The organism is Methylomicrobium agile (assembly GCF_000733855.1).
GTDB classification, from domain to species: domain Bacteria; phylum Pseudomonadota; class Gammaproteobacteria; order Methylococcales; family Methylomonadaceae; genus Methylomicrobium; species Methylomicrobium agile.
This window is the reverse complement of record NZ_JPOJ01000001.1, coordinates 3266451-3286331: the sequence shown is the minus strand read 5'-3', so window position 1 is coordinate 3286331 and position 19881 is coordinate 3266451. Positions and strand designations below refer to the sequence as shown.

The window sequence follows — 19881 nt, the reverse complement described above, 5'->3', positions numbered from 1 at the left end:
GACACCCGCCTTTCCCGGATAAAAAACAACCGTGTATTCATGACCTATTCAGCATTTTCAATTATGATTTTCCTGACTCATAATTATATAGGGCTAAAATCATGAACCCCATCATTAAAGGAGCGATTCTGGCTGGATTGGCGATATTGCCTGCGGCTTGCGCAACCTATCCCCAAGGGTACTATGACAGCGCCGGCTACGGCTATTCTCCGAATTACTACGACAGCGGCTACGGCTATGGCGTCGTCGAACGTAATTATTACAATACATACACCTACCCTACCCCTACCTACCCTACCCCGGCTTACCGCACCGTGGCACCCTCCTATCGCCACGACGACGGCCGGCACTACTCGCCGGCTTCCGGCACCCTTTACCCTAACTCCGGCTCCCGCGGCCGCGACGCAAGGAATCATTATAACTGGAACGTACAGGCTGCGAAGCCCTACGACAACCGGAAATTCGATCGGGACCGCCAGGGATATGGCGATCGGCGCGAAGGATGGCCGCAGCATCCGGCCGCACCGAATGCGTCCGGGCAAGGGCCGCGCCGGCAAAATTGGGATCGGCAGGAAACCGGAAGTCAGAACAGCGGTTTTGAAGAGCACCACCCGGCTTACGGCAGAGCGGGATCGGAATGGCGGAACAATGCCCCGGCCGCCCCGAAAAACGGGCAGGACGGGCAAGCGAGACAAAGGCCCGGAAAACGGCACGCCCCGAATCGGCGGGACATGCAAAACGGTCAATGACCGCTTTCCGCCGGCCAGGAAGATCGAAGAGACGCGCCGACCCGCAACGAACGGATTGGATATCACTTCCCTCCGGATCGGCCGGACGCTCCGAATTCAGGCCCCGCGAGATCATTCGACGCTTTTTAAATTATATTTTCGCACCCGGTAACGCAGGGTTTCCCGTGTCGCCCCCAAATCCCTGGCGGCCGCGGTCAGATTGTAATCTGCACGCTCCAATGCGGTCTTGATGATGAACTTGTCCATGTCGTCCAAGGCCATGCTGCCGTCCAGCGGCAGCAGAATCATGTTTTTATCGGTCACCCCGACCTGCGGCGGATTGGCCTGCCCCGGCAATTGCAGCCATTGTCCCGGAAAAACCGGCCCATCGGCAAACAGGACGCAACGCTCGATCACATTGCGCAGTTCGCGCACATTGCCCGGCCAGTCGTAATTTTTCAGTTTGCTCCAGACCTCCGCCGGAATATCCTTGACGCGCTGGCCGGCTTTCGCATTGAATTCGGCAACGAACAACGGCACCAGATCCTCCAGGTCTTCCTTGGCCGCACGCAAGGGCGGCAGCATGACCTTGAAAACGCTCAGGCGGTGGTAAAGATCGCTGCGGAAGCTGCCTTCGCGCACCATCTGTTCCAGATCGCGGTTGCTGGCTGCGATAATCTGCACATCGACACCGACCTCTTTTTCGCCGCCGAGACGGCGCACCTTGTGATCCTCGATCGCCTTGAGCAGCTTGGCCTGCAGTTCGAGCGGCATTTCGCCGATCTCGTCCATGAACAGGGTTCCGCCGTCGGCCTGTTCGAGCAGGCCGCGATGCCGGGCGGTCGCGCCGGTAAACGCCCCCGATTCGTGGCCGAACAGTTCGGATTCGAGCAGTTCGCGCGGCAGCGCCGCACAGTTCACCTCGATCATCGGCTGCTGCGCGCGGGCGCCGCCGTAGTGCAGGATTTTCGCGGCCAGCCCCTTGCCGGTGCCGGTTTCGCCGCCGATGATCAGGGCGCTGAACGGCACCTGGGTCAAGCGTTGCAGCAAACTCCGCACCTCCTGCGCCTGCCGGCTCCGGCCGACATAGGCGCTTGGCGAATAACGCTTATGCCCGGCGCTGGCCTGCTCGCGCACTCGCCTGATGATTGCGGCGCTGCGTGCGGCGCTGGCAACCACCAGATCGAGCCGCTCCAGATCGCAGGGTTTTTCCAGAAAATCATAAGCGCCGAGCCTGAGCGCCCGCACCGAATCGGGCACGCTGCCGTAGCCGGTCAGAAACAGCCATTCGGCATGCCCTGCCTTCTTCTTGATCTTTTCCATCAAATCCAGGGCATTGCCGTCGGGCAGATTCAGGTCCGAAAGTATCAGCAACGGCGCCAGATTTTTTTTGACCAGCCAATCCTCGGCTTCGGCCAGCGTGGTCGCCAAGACGACTTCCCATCCCGATTTCCGGTAATGCAGCGACAGTTCGGAACCCAACAGTTTTTCATCTTCGACGATCAGCAAGGTCTCTATCATCGATGCGCCTCCTCAACAATGGCCGGCCAACACAGCGAGACACAGGCGCCGTGCGGTATCAGATTCTTGAGACCGATGCAGCCGCCGGTCTCTTTGACATAACGTTGCACCATCGACAGGCCGAGCCCGGTGCCCCGCTGGCGGGTCGTCCGAAACGGCCGAATGCCCTGTTCGAGCAGTTCCGGGGAAAATCCGGGACCGTCATCCGCCACCTCGATCCTGAGACCTTCTCCATCCCGAACAGCCGTGACGCATATCATACCGCTCCGTCCTTCCAGAGCATCGGCCGCATTCAAGATCAGATTCAACAAAGCTTGCCTGAGGCCGCCCGCCGGCAAATGCGCCCTGAGCGGCGGAGGCGCCACAACCTCCAGACGGATGGTTTCGGCGATCTGATAACGGGTCAATGCCGCCAGATCGCGGATCAGCATCGCAATATCGATGTCGTCGGGCTCTTCCGGCGCATGGCGGCTTTGGTTCAGCAGATCGTTGAGCAAATGGCCGAGCCGTTTCAGTTCGCCGCCGATCAATTCCATGCGCGCATACTGGCCGGGATTATCGATCTCGCGCCGCAAGTTGCTAAACGCGATCTGGATGCCCGCCAGCGGATTGCGTATTTCGTGGGCAAGTTCGGCCGCGACTTCGCCGACCGCCGCGAGCCGTTCGGCCCGGGCCAGGCTGGCCTGCTGTTCGAGCAGGGCCTGGGTCGCCAGCCTGACTTCCCGCTGAAGCGATTGCGCATACAGGCGTTTGGCTTCCTCGAGTTCGGCCAGATGGCTGACCATCTCGTTATAGCTGTTGAAAACCGGCAACAGCAAAGGATCGAGATGGTCGGTCGTGATTCGGGTAAAATTGCCTTCGGTCAGGCGCTGCAGCAGCAATCTCAGATCGTGCAAAGGGTGTAGGATACGTCGATAGAAAAACCCGAACGCGACGACCACGATTACGATAAACGTGACTGCGGCCAGATCAAGTTCGGTTTGCGTGTCTTCGCTGATCTCGCCGAGCAATTTCTCGCGCTGCCCAAGCTCGTTATCCAGCGTATCGCTGAGCAGATTCAGCGCGCTGATCAAACGCTCCTGCCTGTCTGTCACGCCAGGTTGCCGCCATTCATCGAGTATCGACTTAACAAGGGTCATGTTTCCGGCGGAGCTTTCGGCCAAAAAACCGCTTTCCGCAAACAGCGCATTCAATTCGGCGACCGTGCCGCTCAACGCGTCGATCGTCGGCAGCAAGCGCTCGTGCCGGGCGATTGGGGTCACTTTGGTCAGATAATCGATCAGCGCCTTTTGCAGCGCCACCGATGCATGCTGCACGCTATGCGAATAATTGACGTGGAAAAAGACCGTATTGAAATGATGCAGGTTGCGCCAGATCATCCCGACGAACATCGCCAGCGTCAACGACATCAACAATAAAAAGGCCAGAACCCGATGCTGGATAGGACTACTCAAGAATTGCATAAATTTTAAACAGGATAGATGCGCCTGCGATCAGGGCGGGTATTTCGCCCGCCCTGATCGCTCCGGAGATTAAACTTCCTCCGTCGAACGCCGTTTATTGTCCGCGTAGCCCGGGAGACCGTGATGATCCGAGCGCCGTCTACACATGTGGTCTCTTTTCATTTTGCGCACAGCCAGCGGATGCCGTGAGTAGGTATCATGGTATTCCATCCCGAAGAACTCGCAGACGCCGCCCTGTGCTTCATAATTGTGCTGGAATTCGTGCAGGAATTCCATCACGGTATGATCGATCAGATAAGCATTGCTCAACTGAAAGATCACATGCCGGCCCTTGTCGATGCCGGCCAGCGCGTTTTTCAACGCCATGAAGTTCGAAAAGATCGCCGCCCCGACGATTTCGACCAGCAGCACGCCATTTTCCAGGCGTTCCAGCACGAAATGAATCTTGAACAGATTATTCAGCCGGACGCCTCTGAACATATGGATCGCGAATTTGGCCGCGATACCGATCGCCACGCCGACCAACAAGTCGGTCGCCAGTACGCCGATAATGGTGAGCACGAACATGAACAATTGTTCCTTGCCGATCCCCATCACTTTGGCGAATTCTTTCGGCGAAGCGAGACGAAAACCGGTAAACACCAGCAAAGAGGCCAAAGACGCCAGCGGAATGCTGTGGATCAGGCGCGGAAACAGCACCACGAACAGCAGGAGAAACGTGCCGTGAAAAAAATTGGCCCAGCCGGTTTTCGCCCCGTTGTTGCAGTTGGCGGAACTCCGGACGATTTCGGCGATCATCGGCAGCCCGCCGATCATCCCCGCCACGAGATTACCGATGCCAATCGCAGTCAAATCGCGATCTAGGTCCGAGTGCCGCCGATAAGGATCGAGTTTGTCGACCGCCACGGCGCTGAGCAGACTTTCCAGGCTGCCGACCAGGCAGATCGCGACCACCGCTTCCCAGAACTCGGCCGTCGCGATTTTCGAGAAATCCGGAAAATAGAAACTGGACAAAAAATTATCCGAAATCGCGACCAGAAACTTCGGCCCGACCGTGGCCTCGTGATGCGGCAGAAACGTAGCATCCGGCAGAAACAGATACATGTGTTCATGATCGAGATCGTAAAACTTCCCCAAACCGATACCGGCCAGCACCACCAGAATCGGCGCCGGCAGCATTTTCAGCTGCGGCTCGCGGACCACCTGCCAGAAAATCAGGATCGCGATGCTGGTCACCCCGATCATGGCGATTTCCGGATTCAGGTCGACGATGCTGCGCGGAATTTGCGCGATCGTCGAGAACAGACTGCCGCTTTCCGGTGTCTCGCCGAGCATCACATGAATCTGCTTGGCCATGATGATGATCCCGATCGCGGCCAGCATTCCATGCACGACCGAAGCCGGAAAAAACGAACTGAGCCGGCCGGCCTTGAAGAACCCCATCGCGATTTGCAGCACGCTGGCGACCACGATCGCGGCCAAGGTATAGCGATAACCCGCCATCGCGTCGCCCTGCCCAAGGCTTTGCACCGCGTCCAGCACGACCACGATCAGGCCGGCGGCCGGGCCGTTGATCGTCATGAACGAACCGCCGATCCTCGAAACCAGCATGCCGCCGACGACCGCCGTAATGAGCCCGGCGGACGGAGGAAATCCCGACGCCATCGAGATCCCCAGACACAACGGCAGCGCGATCAAGAACACCAAAAACCCCGACAACAGGTCCGCTCGCCAATTTTCCTTTAATCCGGCAATCCCCGTTTCGGGTAAGCCGGGCGATAAACCTTTAGACATCAGCATCTCCGTAATATTGATAGATGCCTAAGCCTTAGCGAATACCATGCCAGCCCACATAAAACTATAAACTATTGTTTATAATATATCTTCTTATCAAGAAGCCCTCATCGTCCGGAAAAACGGTGTAAAACCACCGTTTTAAGGTTGTATTACACCTTAAGCCTGTATTCCGCCCTGTTCGCCGAGCGTTTGCCAGCTAAGAAATCGTCCGCAGGAACCGCTCGAACTCTTGAATGATAAACGGCAGTTCGCCCATCAAGCGATGATCCGCATCCACCATCGTCAGACGGACCCGGTATTCCCGGCAAAAGCGCCAGGCATGCTCGGGCGGCACGATCTCATCGCGCCAGCCGTGATAAACCCAGGTCTTGTCCGGCGGGATCGTAAACGCGGTTTGCCGGTAGCCCGGCAGATAAAAAGCGGGAGCCAGTAGAAAAAGACCGGCCGGCTTGACCGTTTCGGCCGCAACGGCGGACACGTAAGCACCCATACTCGAACCGACCAGTACAACCCGGTCGAAATTCCGCCATCCCGTCGCCAGCAATTGGTCAGCACGCCGATCGGGATCGGGCTGCGCCCGGTAATCGGGGCTTTCGAACCGGTAACCCTGACTTTCTGCGGCTTTCGCAAATGCCAGCGCCTTTTCGCCTCCCGGCAGGCTGTCCTTACCGTGGCTGTAGATCAGTAATTTTTTCATCCGTTTCTCCGATAGATCTTGCCCATTCTGGGTAATACCTTAAAATCATATAGCATTTGACCATAGCAAGGTTTCACGATAAGATTATTGATTTATGTTAGATCGCCTCCCCCGAACTATTGATCCGTTACATCTCGCCGACAAGCGCAGTGTAATTAAAGGGGAGCTTTCGCTTAAAGATTTTGGCCGCCTCTGCGGCATGCTGTTCGATACCGGCGGAAACGTCGCGGTCGAGCTCCATTTCAGCCGCGAAGGCCGATTGGCCAAAATCGAAGGGAAGATTGAAACCCGTCTGCAACTGATCTGCCAGAATTGCCTGCAGCCTATCGACTGGCCCGTACAGGCGCCCGTCCGGCTGGGCGTTGTGAACTCCCTGGAGCAAGTGGACCGCTTGCCTCCGGACTTCGAACCGCTGTTCGTCGAGGAAGAAAAAATGCCTCTGCTGGATATCGTCGAAGACGAGCTGTTGCTGAATCTTCCCCAGTACCCGAAACATTCCGAAGCCTGCCAGATTCAGGAGACGGACAGCCGCGTGCCGACTCGACCCGAGGCAGGCCGGCAAAAAAGACAGGATAACCCTTTTTCCATTTTAGCCAACTTAAAAAACCAGGAGAACCCTCATGGCAGTACAAAAAAGTAAAGTATCCCGCTCGAGACGCGGCCAGCGCCGCTCGCACGATGCATTGACCGCCCGCACGCTGTCGCAAGATCCGTTGACCGGCGAAACCCATCTGCGTCATCACGTCACTCCCGACGGCTACTTCAAAGGCCGCCAGATTACAGCGGTTGCCGGCGACGAAGAATAAGCAGCGAACTTTAACTTGGCGCCATACCGAACCCTCGCCGGTTCGGTTTTTTATTTTTTGATGCGGAGACCTCGGTTAAGGTGAGCTTGACAATTTCGATTGATGCGATGGGTGGGGACTTTGGCCCGGACGTAACGATCCCGGCCTCCCTGGATTGCCTGAAGAGCAATCCGGAACTAAAGCTGATTCTGGTAGGCAATGAAGCCGTCATCAAGGAGAAGTTGGGAAACCATCTCGAAGCTTATCGCGACAGACTCACCATCCATCATGCATCCCAGTGCGTCGACATGGACGAACCGCCGTCAAAAGCTTTAAAAAACAAAAAGGATTCCTCGATGCGGGTCGCGATCAATCTGGTCCGCGACGGCCTTGCCGATGCCTGCGTCAGCGCGGGCAATACCGGCGCGCTGATGGCGACCGCCCGTTTCGTGCTCAAAATGATACCGGGCATCGACCGCCCGGCGATCATTTCCACACTGCCCTCGATTCACGGTCATACCCATGTGCTCGATCTGGGCGCGAATGTCGACTGCACGGCGCAGCATCTGTTCGAATTCGCGGTGATGGGCGCCGAACTGGTCAAGGCGGTCGAGAACATCGAATCGCCGCGGGTCGGCCTGCTGAACATCGGCGAGGAAGAAATGAAAGGCAACGAGCAGGTAAAGGCCGCCGCCAAGCTGCTCGAAGCCTCCTCATTGAATTACATCGGCTATGTCGAAGGGAACTCGCTGAACGCTGGGGACATCGAGGTCGATCTGATCGTCACCGACGGCTTCGTCGGCAATGTCGCGCTCAAGTCGATCGAAGGCGCCGCCAAAATGATCGGGACCCTATTAAAGCAGGCGTTTTCGAAAAACCTGCTGACCAAGGCGGTCGGCCTGATTGCCTATCCGGTTTTATCCTCCTTCAAAAAACGGATCGATCCGCGCCTTTACAACGGCGCCAGCTTTCTCGGCCTGCGTGGACTGGTGATCAAAAGTCACGGCGGCGCCGACGTGCTGGCTTTCAAAACTGCGATACGGTTGGCTGAAATTGAAGTCAAACAGGACGTCATACGCAAAATCAGCCAGCAGGTCGAACAGAACCTGTCTTTGGGAATGCATTCATGACCCGCTATTCAAGAGTCATTGGCACCGGCGGCTATCTCCCCTCGGAAATCTTAACCAACGATCAAATTTCGGAAACGGTCGACACCTCCGACAGCTGGATCTTTGAACGGACCGGCATCAAGAGCCGGCGTATCGCGGCTCCCGACGAAACCGCCGCCAGCATGGCCGAAATTGCGGCCCGCCAGGCCATCGCGATGGGCGGCATCGATCCCGAAGAAATCGACCTGGTCATCGTCGCGACCGGCACGCCGGACCGCGTCTACCCGAGCACGGGCTGCCTGCTGCAGCATCGGCTCGGGATCAAACATTGCGTCGCGTTCGATGTCCAGGCCGCCTGTTCCGGCGCGATCTTCGGGCTGAGCATCGCCGATCAGTACATCAAAACCGGTGCGGCCCGCAAGGTGCTGATCGTCGGCTCCGAAATCTGCTCGCGCATCGTCGACTGGACCGACCGGACGACCTGCGTGCTGTTCGGCGACGGCGCCGGCGCGCTCCTGCTGGGCGCTTCCGAAGAAACCGGCATCCTGTCCACCCACATTCATTCGGCCGGCGAATACGAAGAACTGCTGTACTGCCCGAACCCGCAGGCCGCAGCGAACGGCCATAAACACGAAATGGGCTTCATCAACATGCGCGGCAACGAAGTCTTCAAAGTGGCAGTCAACACGCTCGGGCGGATTGTCGACGAAACCCTGGAGGCCAATGCGCTGGACAAGGAAGCGATCGACTGGCTGGTCCCGCACCAGGCCAATATCCGGATCATCCAGGCCACCGCGAAGAAGCTGAAAATGCCGATGGAACAGGTCGTCGTCACCCTCGAAAACCAGGGCAACACGTCTTCCGCTTCGGTCCTGCTGGCGTTCAACGAGGCAGTACGCGACGGGCGGATTCAGCGCGGCCAGATCGTCCTGCTGGAAGCCTTCGGCGCCGGGTTCACCTGGGGCTCGGCATTGCTAAAGTATTAATAAAGCGGGGTAAAAGCACAAGGCGGAAAAGCAAAGTGGCTTTTCGCCTCGCGCTTTTGCCTCGCTCAAAAATAACAAAGACTTTAAAAAATACTCGACACTTCGCATGAGCACACAACACTACGACTTAGCCTTCGTTTTTCCAGGCCAGGGTTCCCAGTCGGTCGGCATGATGGCCGACCTGGCGGCCGGTTTCCCCGAAATCAAACAGACGTTCGAACGCGCTTCCGATGCGTTGGGCAAGGATTTGTGGACCCTGGTCGGCGACGGCCCTGAAGCCGACCTGAATCAGACGCAGAATACCCAGCCCGCCATGCTGGCTGCAGGGTTTGCGATCTGGGAAGTCTGGCGCAAGCAGTGCAGCATCCGGCCGGCCTGGACCGCAGGCCACAGCCTCGGCGAATATACCGCCCTGGTCGCCGCCCATGCGATCGCGTTCGAAGATGCCATCAAGCTGGTCGCAGTCCGCGGCCGCCTGATGCAGGAGGCGGTGCCGCCGGGCACCGGGGCGATGGCCGCGATTCTCGGACTTGAGGATCATCAGATCGTGGAAGCCTGCAAAAAAGCGGCGCAGGGCGAAGTCGTCGAGGCGGTCAATTTCAATGCGCCGGGCCAGGTCGTGATCGCCGGTCACGCAAGCGCGGTACAGCGCGCGATCGCCGAAGCCCAAATACTGGGCGCCAAGCGCGCCGTGCCGCTGCCGGTCAGCGTGCCCTCGCACTGCGCACTGATGCGCGACGCCGCCGATAAACTCGGCGAGGAACTCTCGCGGGTTCAAATCGACAGCCCCGAGATGACGTTGATCCACAATACCGACGTGATGTCGCACAGCGCCCCGGAAGTGATCCGCAACGCGCTGAAGGAGCAGTTGTTCAAACCGGTGCGCTGGGTCGACTCGATCAGATTCATGCACGACCAGGGCGTCACCCGCATTGTCGAATGCGGCCCCGGCAAGGTCCTGATCGGACTGAACAAACGCATCGCGAAAGATGCCGAACACCTGTCCATTTTCGACACCAAATCTTTCCACACTACACTGGAGCAGTTAAATGGCTAAACAAGTCGCCTTAGTGACAGGCGCCAGCCGCGGCATCGGCAAGGCGATCGCCGAAAGACTGGCCGGCGACGGCTTTTTCGTGGTCGGCACCGCGACCACCGACAACGGCGCGAAAGCGATCTCGGCTTATCTCGGCGAAAACGGCAAGGGCCTGCGTCTCGACGTCGCAAACGCCGATTCGGTCGCCGAAGCGATCAAGACCGTCAACGACGCATTCGGCGCACCAACCGTACTGGTCAACAATGCGGGCATTACCCGCGACAATCTGTTGATGCGGATGAAAGACGAAGAATGGGATGCGATCATCAATACCAATCTCGCCTCGGTCTTCCGAATGAGCAAGGCCGTGCTGCGCGGGATGATGAAAGCGCGAACCGGACGGATCATCAGCATTTCTTCGGTGGTCGGTTCGACCGGCAACGCGGGACAAGCCAATTATGCCGCCGCCAAGGCCGGCATCGTCGGATTCAGTAAATCGCTGGCAAAAGAAGTCGGCTCGCGGAATATTACCGTGAACGTGGTGGCTCCGGGCTTCATCGACACCGACATGACCCGGGAACTGGGCGACGAGATCAAAACCTCGCTGCTGGCGTCGATTCCGCTGGAACGGCTCGGCTCCGCCGAGGAAATCGCGCACGCGGTATCGTTCCTGGCCTCCCCGGGAGCTTCCTATATCACCGGCGAAACCCTGCATGTGAACGGCGGAATGTATATGCCCTAACCGTTACGCCCGAGATTGGGCAAGCGTCAACCCAGCTTTATATTGTGACTTTGAATTCAGATTAAAGTATAATTTTCGCTACCGTCGTCTGGAATTTCCGTGGACGGGATTTCTGGTAAAACCAATAACAATATCATTGTAAATATATGATTTCTTATTAGAAGTATATTTACATTGCTTGAGGATATAAATTATGAGTAATGTTGAACAACGAGTAAAAAAGATTGTTGCAGAGCAATTGGGCGTCAAAGAAGATATCGCCAACGACGCGTCTTTCGTGGACGATCTGGGTGCCGATTCTCTGGACACCGTTGAACTCGTTATGGCGCTTGAAGAAGAATTCGAATGCGAAATTCCGGACGAAGAAGCTGAAAAAATCACCACCGTTCAGCAAGCTATCGACTACGTCGAAAAAAATACCTGATAGCGATTTCTTAGTGGATGACAACCCGCGCATCCACTAACCCTCACCCCCCGTTTTTCTAAACCACAGATTCCACACGGTAACACACATTGAGCACACGTCGAGTCGTAATCACCGGTTTGGGCGCCATTACGCCTTTAGCAAACACGGTAGCCGAAACCTGGGACGGCATCATTAACGGCAGAAGCGGCATCAGCCCGATCGATTCGTTTGACATCTCGCCTTTCGCCACTACCTTCGGCGGCGTGATTCGCAATTTTGACGTCACCCAATATATCCCGGCCAAAGATGCCCAGCGCATGGACGGCTTCATCCACTACGGACTGGCGGCCGGCTGCCAGGCGATCGAAGATTCCGGCCTCGAAGTGACCGACGCGAACGCGGAACGGATCGGCGTGGCGATCGGCGCCGGCATCGGCGGCGTGACCGGCATCGAAGAGTGTTACGCGCTGTACGACAAAAGCGGCCCACGGCGGATTTCGCCGTTCTTCGTGCCCGGCAACATCATCAACATGATTTCCGGCAACCTGTCGATCAAGTATGGATTGAAAGGCCCGAATTTCGCGATCGTAACCGCCTGCGCGACCGGCACGCACAATATCGGCGATGCGGCGCGGCTGATCCAGCACGGCGACGCGGACGTCATGATCGCCGGCGGCGCGGAACGATGCACGACCTCGCCGACCGCGATGGGCGGCTTCATCTCGGCAAAGGCGTTGTCGCGCCGCAACGATAGCCCGGCCACGGCCAGCCGGCCCTGGGACAAAGACCGCGACGGCTTCGTACTCAGCGACGGCGCGGGCGTAGTCGTTCTTGAAGAACTCGAACACGCGAAAGCGCGCGGCGCCAAGATTTATGCGGAACTGATCGGTTACGGCATGAGCGGCGACGCCTATCACATGACCACGCCGTCGCCGGGCGGCGAAGGCGCGGCGCGCTGCATGCGCAACGCCCTGCGCAACGCCGGCCTGAATCCCGCCGACATCGATTACATCAACGCGCACGGCACCTCGACGCCGGCCGGCGATATCGGCGAAACTCAGGCGATGAAAGCCGCCTTGGGCGACCATGCCTATAAGATCGCGGTCAGTTCGACCAAGTCGATGATCGGCCACATGCTCGGCGCGGCCGGCGGCATCGAGGCGGTATTGACCGCGCTCAGCATCGAGCACCAGATCGCGCCGCCGACGATCAACCTGGATAACCCCGATCCCGAGTGCGATCTCGACTATGTCCCGCACGTGGCCCGCGACATGAAGATCAGCATTGCGATGTCGAACTCCTTCGGTTTCGGCGGCACCAACGGAACGCTGATCTTTAAACGCTACGAATAAGCCCGATCCCGCACAGGGTCGCCCTGTCCGCCGATGCTGCTTGTCAATGGTGAACGCAGAAAGACCCTGCCCGTTTCGGACCGCGGCCTGCAATATGGAGACGGCTTGTTCGAAACGATCGAAATCGAGAATTCCCGGCCGGTTTTTTTCGATCTGCACCTGAGGCGTCTCGAGGCGGGTTGCCTTCGGCTCGGGCTTCCGTTTCCCTCTCCCGGCCTATTGGCCGAAGAAGCCCGGACCTTGTGCCGGGAGTCGCCCGCTCAAGCCGTACTCAAGATCATTGTGACCGCCGGCTCCGGCGGGCGCGGCTATCGCCGTCCCGAAACGATCGAAACCACCCGGATTTTGAGCCTGCACCCCTACCCCGAGTACCCGGCCGCCTTCGGCACCGAAGGGATCCGGGCCCGCCTCTGCGCAACACGCCTGGGCATCAATCCGGCCTTGGCCGGCCTCAAACATCTGAACCGGCTGGAACAAGTACTCGCCCGCGCCGAATGGAGCGACTCCGCCATCCAGGAAGGCCTGATGCTGGACAGCGGCGGCCATCTGATCGAGGGGACGATGACCAACCTATTCTATGCCCGGAACGGCGCCCTCTACACCGCCTCGCTCGAATGGTGCGGGATTGCGGGCATCATTCGCGAACTGATCATGCGGCTTGCCGCCCGGCATCGACTTGCCGTTATAGAACTCAGCTACACGCCCGAACGGTTAGCGTCGGCCGATGAAGCCTTCGTCTGCAATTCGATTATCGGCATCTGGCCGGTCCGGCAATTCGAGCAAATCGCCCTCCGTCCCGGTCCAATTACCCGTAACATGCAGCAATGGCTGGCGGATTACAAACAAGAGACGCTTCGCAGTGAGCCATAAAATCATAGGACTGACCTTATTATTCATCAGCTTCACGGCCGGCTGGGCGTGGATGGATTACCGTGCCGTGTTGGAAACACCGGCCGTCAAAGATAATCCGGTTGTGATCGAGATCGCGAAGGGAGATTCGATGGACCGAATTGCCGAAAAACTCGCCGAACAACATCTGAAGATCAATCCATTCTGGTTCAAGGTGGTCGCGCTCCGAAAGCAGGCGGCCTCCAAGCTGAAAACCGGCGAGTTCGAATTCGCCGTCGGACTGACGCTGCCCGAAATCATCGATCAAATCGCCGCCGGCAAGACCCGGCAACACAGCGTCACCTTTCCGGAAGGCTGGAGATTGACCGATATTCTGAACGCGCTGAACAGCAACCCCTACATCGAACACACCCTGAAAGATGCTTCCCCCGACGCCCTACGCACCCGGCTTGAAATCAAGGAAAACCATGCCGAAGGCTTGTTTTTCCCGGATACTTATTTTTTCGAAAAAAACATGACGGATGTCTCGCTGCTGAAGAGGGCCTACGGTAAAATGCAGTCGGTGATGCAGGAAGAATGGCCGCAAAGATCGGCAGACCTGCCGCTTGTCTCGCCTTACGAGGCGCTAATCCTAGCCTCGATCATCGAAAAAGAAACCGGCGCGAACGACGAACGGCCCCTGATCGCGGGCGTGATGACGCGCCGACTGAAAAACGACATCCCGCTACAGACCGACCCGACGGTCATCTACGGGATGGGCTCCGATTATCAAGGCAATATCGGCGAGCAGGATCTGAAAAATCCGACGCCCTATAATACCTACCAGGTCAAAGGCCTGCCGCCGACGCCGATCGCGATGCCGGGACGCCAGGCAATCCGCGCCGCCCTTCACCCCGATGACGGCAGCAGCCTGTATTTCGTCGCGAAAGGCGACGGCACCCATGTCTTTTCATCGACCCTGCAGGAACACAACCGCGCGGTCAAACAGTTCCAAAAACAAAAAAAATGAGCGGCATGACACGCGGAAAATTCATCACCCTCGAAGGCGGCGAGGGCGTCGGTAAAAGCACGAACCTGGTCTTTCTGCAAGACTATCTGAAGCACCGGGGCATTCCGGCCGTCGTCACCCGCGAACCCGGCGGTACGCCGTTGGCCGAGAAGCTCCGCGAAGTGCTGCTCGCCCACGGCAGCGAATCGATCGCCCCGACCGCCGAATTATTGCTGATGTTCGCGGCCCGCGCGCAGCACATCCGCCATGTGATCGAACCGGCGCTGGCCCGGGGCGAATGGGTGCTGTGCGACCGTTTCACCGACGCGACTTACGCCTACCAGGGCGGTGCGCGGCACATGGATTGCGCCGCGATTACCTGGCTCGAAAATCTGGTGCAAGGATCGCTTCGCCCCGATCTGACGCTGCTGCTCGATGCGCCGGCCGAAATCGGCCTGGCGCGCGCGAAGGGACGCCGGAGCAAACCAGACCGCTTCGAAACCGAAAAACGCCGGTTTTTCGAAGACGTGAGGCAGGCCTATTTGCGGCTCGCCGCACTGCATCCGGAGCGGATCAGGCTCATTGCCGCAGACCGCCCTCTGCCCGAAGTGCAGGCGGATCTCGCCGCTTCGCTGTCGGCCTTGCTCAAATGAAACCGTTACTGCCCTGGCAGCAAACCCAATGGCGGCAACTGTGCGGCTACCTCCGCCAGCGGCGCATTCCGCAGGCGCTGCTGATCAGCGGCAACAAGGGCCTCGGCAAACGCGAACTGGCCGAACGCTTCGCCGCAGTCCTGCTCTGCCGGGCGCCTTCCGCCGAAGGGGAAGTCTGCGGCAGTTGCCAGGCCTGTAAACTGCATGCGGCAGGCAATCACCCGGACCTGTTGGTGGTGGCTCCGGAAGAACCCGGCAAGGCGATCGGGATCAACCCGATCCGCGAACTGATCGCCGATATCCAATTGAAACCGCAATACGACGCCTATCGGGTCGTGATCATCGATCCCGCCGAACAACTGAACCGGGCGTCCGCGAACGCATTTTTGAAGTGTCTCGAAGAACCGACCGAACGCACGGTGATCATTCTGGTCACCGCCAACCCGGCCAGACTGCCGATCACGATCGCCAGCCGCTGCCAGCGCCTGGCCTTGACGCCGCCGGCCCGGGCCGCCGCCGTTGCCTGGCTGCAAGCCCGGTCGGTCGCCGATGCGGATGCGCTGGCGGCGCTGGCTCAAAACGCGCCGCTGACCGCGCTGGCCTATGCGGAAGAACAGGTCTTGACCACCCGCAACGGCTGCTTCAAAGCCTGGCTCGACATCGCCCGCCGTCGCGCCAGCCCGGTCGCCATTGCCGAAGACTGGCAAAAACTGCCGCTCTCCCCGCTGCTCTCCTGGCTGACCGGCTGGGTGATCGAGCTGGTCAAATGCAAATTCCAGCCGCAAAATCCCCCCACGCCGTCTGCTTCGGCCGAACGCCCCTTGCAGGAACTGGCTGAGCGGCTAGACTTAAAGGGCCTGTATCGATTGTACGATTTATTGCTGGCGGCCCGCGAGCGGCTCGACAGTCAGATCAATAAACAAATGATGCTGGAAGAAATTCTGATTCAATGGACCGAACTCAACCGGAGCTAATCATCATGTCATCGCCAGACTCTACTCCCCGGCAAGGCATCTTGTCGCTGTCCATCAAGGAAAAAAGCGCGCTGTATATGGCTTATATGCCTTTCGTAACCAACGGCGGCTTGTTCATCCCGACCACCCGGAATTATGAAATGGGCCAGGAAGTATTCATTTTGCTGAGCCTGATGGAAGAAACCGAAAGGCTGCCGATTGCCGGCAAAATCGTCTGGAAAACCCCGGCGGGCAGCGTGTACCGCGCCGCCGGCATCGGCGTGCAATTCAGCGACCAGGACGGCGGCATGGTCCGCAATAAGCTCGAAAACTATCTGGCCGGCACGCTCGAATCCGAACGGCCAACCCATACGATGTAAAATCCGGATGCGACTAATTTCTGCACATCGCGCCCCGATCGCGTAAAATATTTCTCCCTTGCCGGCAGCCACATCGTTGCCCGCCGACAATCCGGGAAACGGGCCGGCATTCCGCCTGTCCTCGTTTTCTAATTCAGGCCGTTTCTTATTATCCCGAAAGCTACCTCCGAAGCCTTATGCTTATCGACTCGCATTGCCATCTCGACCGCATCGACCTCGAACCCTACCGGAACGATTTCTCGGTTTTCCTGAAAGAAGCTGAAAATCAGCGCATCGAACACATGCTCTGCATCTCGATCGACATGGAAGCGTATCCGCCCATGCTCGACTTGGTCAGCCGTTATCCGCAGCTCTCGGCGACGGTCGGCGTGCATCCGAACGCGCATGAAGGTTTTGAGCCGAACGAGGAGCAATTGGTCGAGCTGGGCAGTCATCCGAAAGTGATCGGCATCGGCGAAACCGGCCTGGATTATTTCCGCAGCGCCGGCGACCTCGGCTGGCAGCACGAGCGTTTCCGGACCCATATCCGCGCCGCGAAAGCGCTAAACAAGCCGCTGATCGTGCATACCCGCGAAGCGCGCGAAGACACGCTGCGCATTCTGAAGGAAGAAGGCGCCGAAAGCTGCGGCGGCGTCATCCATTGTTTTACCGAAAACCAGGCATTCGCCGAACAGGCGCTCGACCTGAACTTTTATCTTTCATTCTCCGGCATCGTGACGTTCAACAGCGCGAAGGAAATCAAGGAAGTCGCGAAACGTGTGCCCCTCGACCGTTTTCTGATCGAAACCGACTCGCCTTATCTTGCGCCGGTGCCGTTCCGCGGCAAGCCGAACTATCCGACCTACGTGCGCTATGTCGCCGAACAGATCGCCGAATTGCGCAATACCTCGTTCGAAGAAATCGCCGACGCCTCGACGAGAAACTTTTATACGCTGTTCAAGTTGAACCAACAATCGGATAAAAAACCACTCCCTGAAATTTAACCCGCGTAGGGTACGCTGCGCGTACCTTTCGGAAGCGTGCCTTATCGGAATGCCCTGATAAGATACGCGCAGCGTACCCTACGATTGATCCATTAACCCATCCAAACCATGACGACGCTTCCTTCACTCGGACCGGTCATGCTCGATGTCGAGGGGCCGACCCTCGCCGTGCATGAGATCGACAAAATCCGCCATCCGAACACCGGCGCGGTAATCCTGTTCGCGCGCAACTATGACAATCCCGAACAGGTCCGGGCGCTGATCGCGAGTATTCGCAAGGCGCGCGGCGGCGAAGTTTTGATCGCAGTCGACCAGGAAGGCGGCCGGGTTCAGCGTTTTCAAAACGGTTTCACGCGCCTGCCGCCGGCCGCGCGCTATGCGGAAAAACCGGAACTGGCCGAAGCGGCGGGTTGGCTGATGGCCAGCGAACTGCTTGCGGTCGGCGTCGATTTCAGTTTTGCGCCGGTGCTCGACGTCGATTGCGGGATCAGCCAAGTGATCGGCAACCGCTCGTTTTCGACCGATCCCGAACGGGCGGCGGAACTGGCTTCGAGGTTCAGGAAAGGCATGCAGTCGGCCGGCATGGCCGCGACCGGCAAACATTTTCCGGGGCACGGCGCGGTCGCGCCCGATTCGCATCTGGCGCTGCCGGTCGACGAACGCGGCCTGGACAGCATCCGCGCCAAGGATTTGCTTCCGTTCAAGCGGCTGATCGCCGAAGGGCTCGAAGGCGTAATGCCTGCGCATGTCGTGTTTGCGGCGACCGACCCGCGGCCCGCCGGTTTTTCGCCGTTCTGGATACAACAGGTTTTGCGGAAAGAATTACAATTCGACGGCGCGGTTTTCAGCGACGATTTGAGCATGGCCGGCGCTTCCTGGGCCGGAGGCTATCCCGAACGCGCCGAGGCGGCGCTCGCCGCCGGCTGCGACATGGTGCTGGTCTGCAACAATCCGGCCGCCGCCGAACAAGTGCTCGAAACCCTGCCGACCAAAGCCGACCCGCTCCGGGAACACCGCCTTGCCGCGATGCGGGGCAAAGCGCAATTTACCCGCGAAGAATTAATGAATTCGGTACAATGGCGCAAAATTTCAGAACGGATCAATCGAGCTTTTCACTCATGCTAGACGAAATTCAACAGGTACAAGAAACGGCCGATTTGCTGTACAGCGAACAGGAAGTCGAAACGGCGCTCGACCGGATGGCCGAACAAATCAACCGGAAACTGGCCGGCACCAACCCGGTGTTCGTATGCGTGATGCACGGCGGCGTCGTCGCGGCCGGCCGTCTGCTCACGCGGCTGACCATGCCGCTGACGATCGATGCGGTCAACGCGAGCCGGTATCAGAACAAAACGTCGGGCAGCACACTCGCATGGACGCTGAAACCCGGCACGCCGCTGGCGGGCCGGACCGTGCTGATCGTCGACGACATTCTCGATGAAGGGATTACCCTGAAGGCGATCGTCGATTATTGCCTCGAACAAGGGGCGAACACCGTCTACACGGCCGTGCTGGTCGATAAAAAGCTCGACCATCCGAAGCCGATTCAGGCCGATTTCGTCGGCGTCGAGACCGAAAACCGTTATCTGTTCGGGTACGGGATGGATTACAAAGGCTATTTGCGCAACGCGGCCGGCATTTATGCCTGCAAGGAAGGCGGCGCATGAGCAAACTCGCGATCATCGGCGGCACCGGCCTCATGCAGCTCGAAGGTTTGAAGATCGTCAAGCGCGATGCATTGACGACGCCTTACGGCCAGCCGTCGGCCGAATTCCTGACCGGCGACTTCCACGGCCGCGAAGTGGTTTTTCTGGCCCGGCACGGCAATCCGCATGCGATCCCGCCGCACAAAATCAACTACCGGGCCAACCTCTTCGGGCTCCAGCAGCTCGGGGTCGAACGGATCATTGCGGTGGCGGCGGTCGGCGGCATTACGCGGGAGATGGAACCCGCGCACATTGCGATACCGGACCAGATCATCGACTATACCTACGGCCGCCACCACACCTTTTTCGAGGGTGAAAACGACCCGGTTACCCATGTCGATTTCACCTATCCGTACACCCAGAAGCTGCGTACCGGACTGATCACGGCGGCTGCGAAAGCGGATATCCGGGTTTCTCCCCTGGGCACCTACGGCTGCACGCAGGGTCCGCGTCTTGAATCCACCGCCGAAATCCGCCGGATGGAACGGGACGGCTGCGATGTGGTCGGGATGACCGGTATGCCGGAAGCGGCGCTGGCGAGGGAAGTCGGGATCGATTATGCGGCGATGGCGGTGGTTGCGAACTGGGCCGCCGGAAAGACCGAAGGCGAAATCACGATGGTGGAAATCGAGATGCATCTGCACAAAGGCATGGCGAACGCGGCAGAAATTCTGAAAGCGTTTATTGCAGCCTGAAACGCCGCCTTTCCGCCCGGTTTCCGCGCACCCTGCGCGGAAACCGGATACC

The 19881-nt window shown here is 58.5% G+C and carries 22 protein-coding genes; 18 read left to right on the top strand and 4 right to left on the bottom strand.

Annotated features, from left to right (window positions below; all coding sequences use genetic code 11):
- The first annotated feature begins 101 nt into the window (after positions 1-101).
- The gene (locus CC94_RS0115450; protein ID WP_031431499.1) at positions 102-749 is read left to right on the top strand and encodes a hypothetical protein; all 648 of its coding nucleotides are present in this window, start codon (positions 102-104) and stop codon (positions 747-749) included.
- A 111-nt stretch (positions 750-860) separates the two neighbouring features.
- On the opposite strand, the gene CC94_RS0115445 is transcribed toward CC94_RS0115450, so the two are convergent.
- The 4 genes from CC94_RS0115445 to CC94_RS0115430 all read right to left on the bottom strand — a co-directional run bounded on the left by CC94_RS0115445 (position 861) and on the right by CC94_RS0115430 (position 6206).
- On the bottom strand, positions 861-2249 hold the full coding sequence (locus CC94_RS0115445) for a sigma-54-dependent transcriptional regulator (protein WP_005371225.1): 1389 nt from the start codon (positions 2247-2249) through the stop codon (positions 861-863).
- Positions 2246-3712 (bottom strand): sensor histidine kinase, encoded by a 1467-nt coding sequence (locus CC94_RS0115440; protein ID WP_005371224.1) that lies wholly within the window; start codon positions 3710-3712, stop codon positions 2246-2248. The genes CC94_RS0115445 and CC94_RS0115440 overlap by 4 nt, the downstream gene beginning before the upstream one ends.
- A gap of 69 nt (positions 3713-3781) precedes the next feature.
- A complete protein-coding gene (locus tag CC94_RS0115435; protein ID WP_051911575.1) occupies positions 3782-5506 on the bottom strand; it encodes a SulP family inorganic anion transporter in 1725 nt (574 codons plus the stop codon).
- Positions 5507-5705: 199 nt separating this feature from the next.
- Complete coding sequence (locus CC94_RS0115430) at positions 5706-6206, bottom strand: YqiA/YcfP family alpha/beta fold hydrolase (RefSeq protein ID WP_005371222.1); 501 nt, start codon at positions 6204-6206, stop codon at positions 5706-5708.
- A gap of 199 nt (positions 6207-6405) precedes the next feature.
- On the opposite strand from CC94_RS0115430, the gene CC94_RS0115425 reads away from it, so the two are divergent.
- The 17 genes from CC94_RS0115425 to CC94_RS0115345 all read left to right on the top strand — a co-directional run bounded on the left by CC94_RS0115425 (position 6406) and on the right by CC94_RS0115345 (position 19829).
- Entirely contained in the window at positions 6406-6846 is a 441-nt protein-coding gene (locus tag CC94_RS0115425) for a YceD family protein (RefSeq protein ID WP_245619764.1), read from the top strand.
- Entirely contained in the window at positions 6827-7012 is a 186-nt protein-coding gene (gene rpmF, locus CC94_RS0115420; protein ID WP_005371218.1) for a 50S ribosomal protein L32, read from the top strand. The genes CC94_RS0115425 and rpmF overlap by 20 nt, the downstream gene beginning before the upstream one ends.
- 80 nt (positions 7013-7092) lie before the next feature.
- Positions 7093-8121, top strand: a complete 1029-nt coding sequence (gene plsX, locus CC94_RS0115415) for a phosphate acyltransferase PlsX (protein ID WP_005371216.1) — start codon at positions 7093-7095, stop codon at positions 8119-8121.
- Positions 8118-9086, top strand: coding sequence for a beta-ketoacyl-ACP synthase III (locus CC94_RS0115410; RefSeq protein ID WP_005371214.1), 969 nt, complete (start codon positions 8118-8120; stop codon positions 9084-9086). Before plsX ends, CC94_RS0115410 begins: the two co-directional genes overlap by 4 nt.
- A gap of 106 nt (positions 9087-9192) precedes the next feature.
- Positions 9193-10143: an ACP S-malonyltransferase gene (fabD, locus tag CC94_RS0115405; RefSeq protein WP_031431493.1), complete on the top strand. Its 951-nt coding sequence runs from the start codon at positions 9193-9195 to the stop codon at positions 10141-10143.
- A complete protein-coding gene (gene fabG / locus CC94_RS0115400; protein ID WP_031431491.1) occupies positions 10136-10864 on the top strand; it encodes a 3-oxoacyl-ACP reductase FabG in 729 nt (242 codons plus the stop codon). Before fabD ends, fabG begins: the two co-directional genes overlap by 8 nt.
- A 193-nt stretch (positions 10865-11057) precedes the next feature.
- Entirely contained in the window at positions 11058-11288 is a 231-nt protein-coding gene (acpP, locus tag CC94_RS0115395; RefSeq protein WP_005371208.1) for an acyl carrier protein, read from the top strand.
- An 89-nt stretch (positions 11289-11377) separates the two neighbouring features.
- On the top strand, positions 11378-12622 hold the full coding sequence (gene fabF / locus CC94_RS0115390) for a beta-ketoacyl-ACP synthase II (protein ID WP_005371206.1): 1245 nt from the start codon (positions 11378-11380) through the stop codon (positions 12620-12622).
- A 33-nt stretch (positions 12623-12655) separates the two neighbouring features.
- Positions 12656-13492: an aminodeoxychorismate lyase gene (pabC, locus tag CC94_RS0115385; RefSeq protein ID WP_031431490.1), complete on the top strand. Its 837-nt coding sequence runs from the start codon at positions 12656-12658 to the stop codon at positions 13490-13492.
- Positions 13482-14480 (top strand): endolytic transglycosylase MltG, encoded by a 999-nt coding sequence (mltG, locus tag CC94_RS0115380; protein ID WP_031431489.1) that lies wholly within the window; start codon positions 13482-13484, stop codon positions 14478-14480. Before pabC ends, mltG begins: the two co-directional genes overlap by 11 nt.
- Before the next feature lie 5 nt (positions 14481-14485).
- On the top strand, positions 14486-15112 hold the full coding sequence (gene tmk, locus CC94_RS0115375) for a dTMP kinase (RefSeq protein WP_031431488.1): 627 nt from the start codon (positions 14486-14488) through the stop codon (positions 15110-15112).
- Complete coding sequence (locus tag CC94_RS0115370; RefSeq protein WP_031431487.1) at positions 15109-16086, top strand: DNA polymerase III subunit delta'; 978 nt, start codon at positions 15109-15111, stop codon at positions 16084-16086. The genes tmk and CC94_RS0115370 overlap by 4 nt, the downstream gene beginning before the upstream one ends.
- A gap of 5 nt (positions 16087-16091) precedes the next feature.
- Entirely contained in the window at positions 16092-16445 is a 354-nt protein-coding gene (locus tag CC94_RS0115365) for a PilZ domain-containing protein (RefSeq protein WP_005371196.1), read from the top strand.
- A 176-nt stretch (positions 16446-16621) separates the two neighbouring features.
- Positions 16622-17428 carry a TatD family hydrolase gene (locus CC94_RS0115360; protein ID WP_031431485.1) on the top strand — a complete coding sequence of 269 codons (807 nt, stop codon included), beginning with the start codon at positions 16622-16624 and terminating at the stop codon, positions 17426-17428.
- A gap of 108 nt (positions 17429-17536) precedes the next feature.
- A complete protein-coding gene (nagZ, locus tag CC94_RS0115355) occupies positions 17537-18553 on the top strand; it encodes a beta-N-acetylhexosaminidase (protein WP_031431484.1) in 1017 nt (338 codons plus the stop codon).
- The gene (locus CC94_RS0115350) at positions 18547-19095 is read left to right on the top strand and encodes a hypoxanthine-guanine phosphoribosyltransferase (protein ID WP_005371190.1); all 549 of its coding nucleotides are present in this window, start codon (positions 18547-18549) and stop codon (positions 19093-19095) included. The genes nagZ and CC94_RS0115350 overlap by 7 nt, the downstream gene beginning before the upstream one ends.
- Positions 19092-19829, top strand: coding sequence for an S-methyl-5'-thioinosine phosphorylase (locus CC94_RS0115345; protein WP_031431483.1), 738 nt, complete (start codon positions 19092-19094; stop codon positions 19827-19829). Before CC94_RS0115350 ends, CC94_RS0115345 begins: the two co-directional genes overlap by 4 nt.
- Positions 19830-19881 lie beyond the last annotated feature (52 nt).

Excerpts from the sequence above, each read along its gene's own strand:
- CC94_RS0115450 (WP_031431499.1), top strand. The coding sequence starts at position 102 with ATGAACCCCATCATTAAAGGAGCGATTCTGGCTGGATTGGCGATATTG.
- CC94_RS0115445 (WP_005371225.1), bottom strand. The coding sequence starts at position 2,249 with ATGATAGAGACCTTGCTGATCGTCGAAGATGAAAAACTGTTGGGTTCC.
- CC94_RS0115440 (WP_005371224.1), bottom strand. The coding sequence starts at position 3,712 with ATGCAATTCTTGAGTAGTCCTATCCAGCATCGGGTTCTGGCCTTTTTA.
- CC94_RS0115435 (WP_051911575.1), bottom strand. The coding sequence starts at position 5,506 with ATGTCTAAAGGTTTATCGCCCGGCTTACCCGAAACGGGGATTGCCGGA.
- CC94_RS0115430 (WP_005371222.1), bottom strand. The coding sequence starts at position 6,206 with ATGAAAAAATTACTGATCTACAGCCACGGTAAGGACAGCCTGCCGGGA.
- CC94_RS0115425 (WP_245619764.1), top strand. The coding sequence starts at position 6,406 with ATGCTGTTCGATACCGGCGGAAACGTCGCGGTCGAGCTCCATTTCAGC.
- rpmF (WP_005371218.1), top strand. The coding sequence starts at position 6,827 with ATGGCAGTACAAAAAAGTAAAGTATCCCGCTCGAGACGCGGCCAGCGC.
- CC94_RS0115410 (WP_005371214.1), top strand. The coding sequence starts at position 8,118 with ATGACCCGCTATTCAAGAGTCATTGGCACCGGCGGCTATCTCCCCTCG.
- fabD (WP_031431493.1), top strand. The coding sequence starts at position 9,193 with ATGAGCACACAACACTACGACTTAGCCTTCGTTTTTCCAGGCCAGGGT.
- fabG (WP_031431491.1), top strand. The coding sequence starts at position 10,136 with ATGGCTAAACAAGTCGCCTTAGTGACAGGCGCCAGCCGCGGCATCGGC.
- acpP (WP_005371208.1), top strand. The coding sequence starts at position 11,058 with ATGAGTAATGTTGAACAACGAGTAAAAAAGATTGTTGCAGAGCAATTG.
- pabC (WP_031431490.1), top strand. The coding sequence starts at position 12,656 with ATGCTGCTTGTCAATGGTGAACGCAGAAAGACCCTGCCCGTTTCGGAC.
- tmk (WP_031431488.1), top strand. The coding sequence starts at position 14,486 with ATGACACGCGGAAAATTCATCACCCTCGAAGGCGGCGAGGGCGTCGGT.
- CC94_RS0115370 (WP_031431487.1), top strand. The coding sequence starts at position 15,109 with ATGAAACCGTTACTGCCCTGGCAGCAAACCCAATGGCGGCAACTGTGC.
- CC94_RS0115365 (WP_005371196.1), top strand. The coding sequence starts at position 16,092 with ATGTCATCGCCAGACTCTACTCCCCGGCAAGGCATCTTGTCGCTGTCC.
- CC94_RS0115360 (WP_031431485.1), top strand. The coding sequence starts at position 16,622 with ATGCTTATCGACTCGCATTGCCATCTCGACCGCATCGACCTCGAACCC.
- nagZ (WP_031431484.1), top strand. The coding sequence starts at position 17,537 with ATGACGACGCTTCCTTCACTCGGACCGGTCATGCTCGATGTCGAGGGG.
- CC94_RS0115350 (WP_005371190.1), top strand. The coding sequence starts at position 18,547 with ATGCTAGACGAAATTCAACAGGTACAAGAAACGGCCGATTTGCTGTAC.
- CC94_RS0115345 (WP_031431483.1), top strand. The coding sequence starts at position 19,092 with ATGAGCAAACTCGCGATCATCGGCGGCACCGGCCTCATGCAGCTCGAA.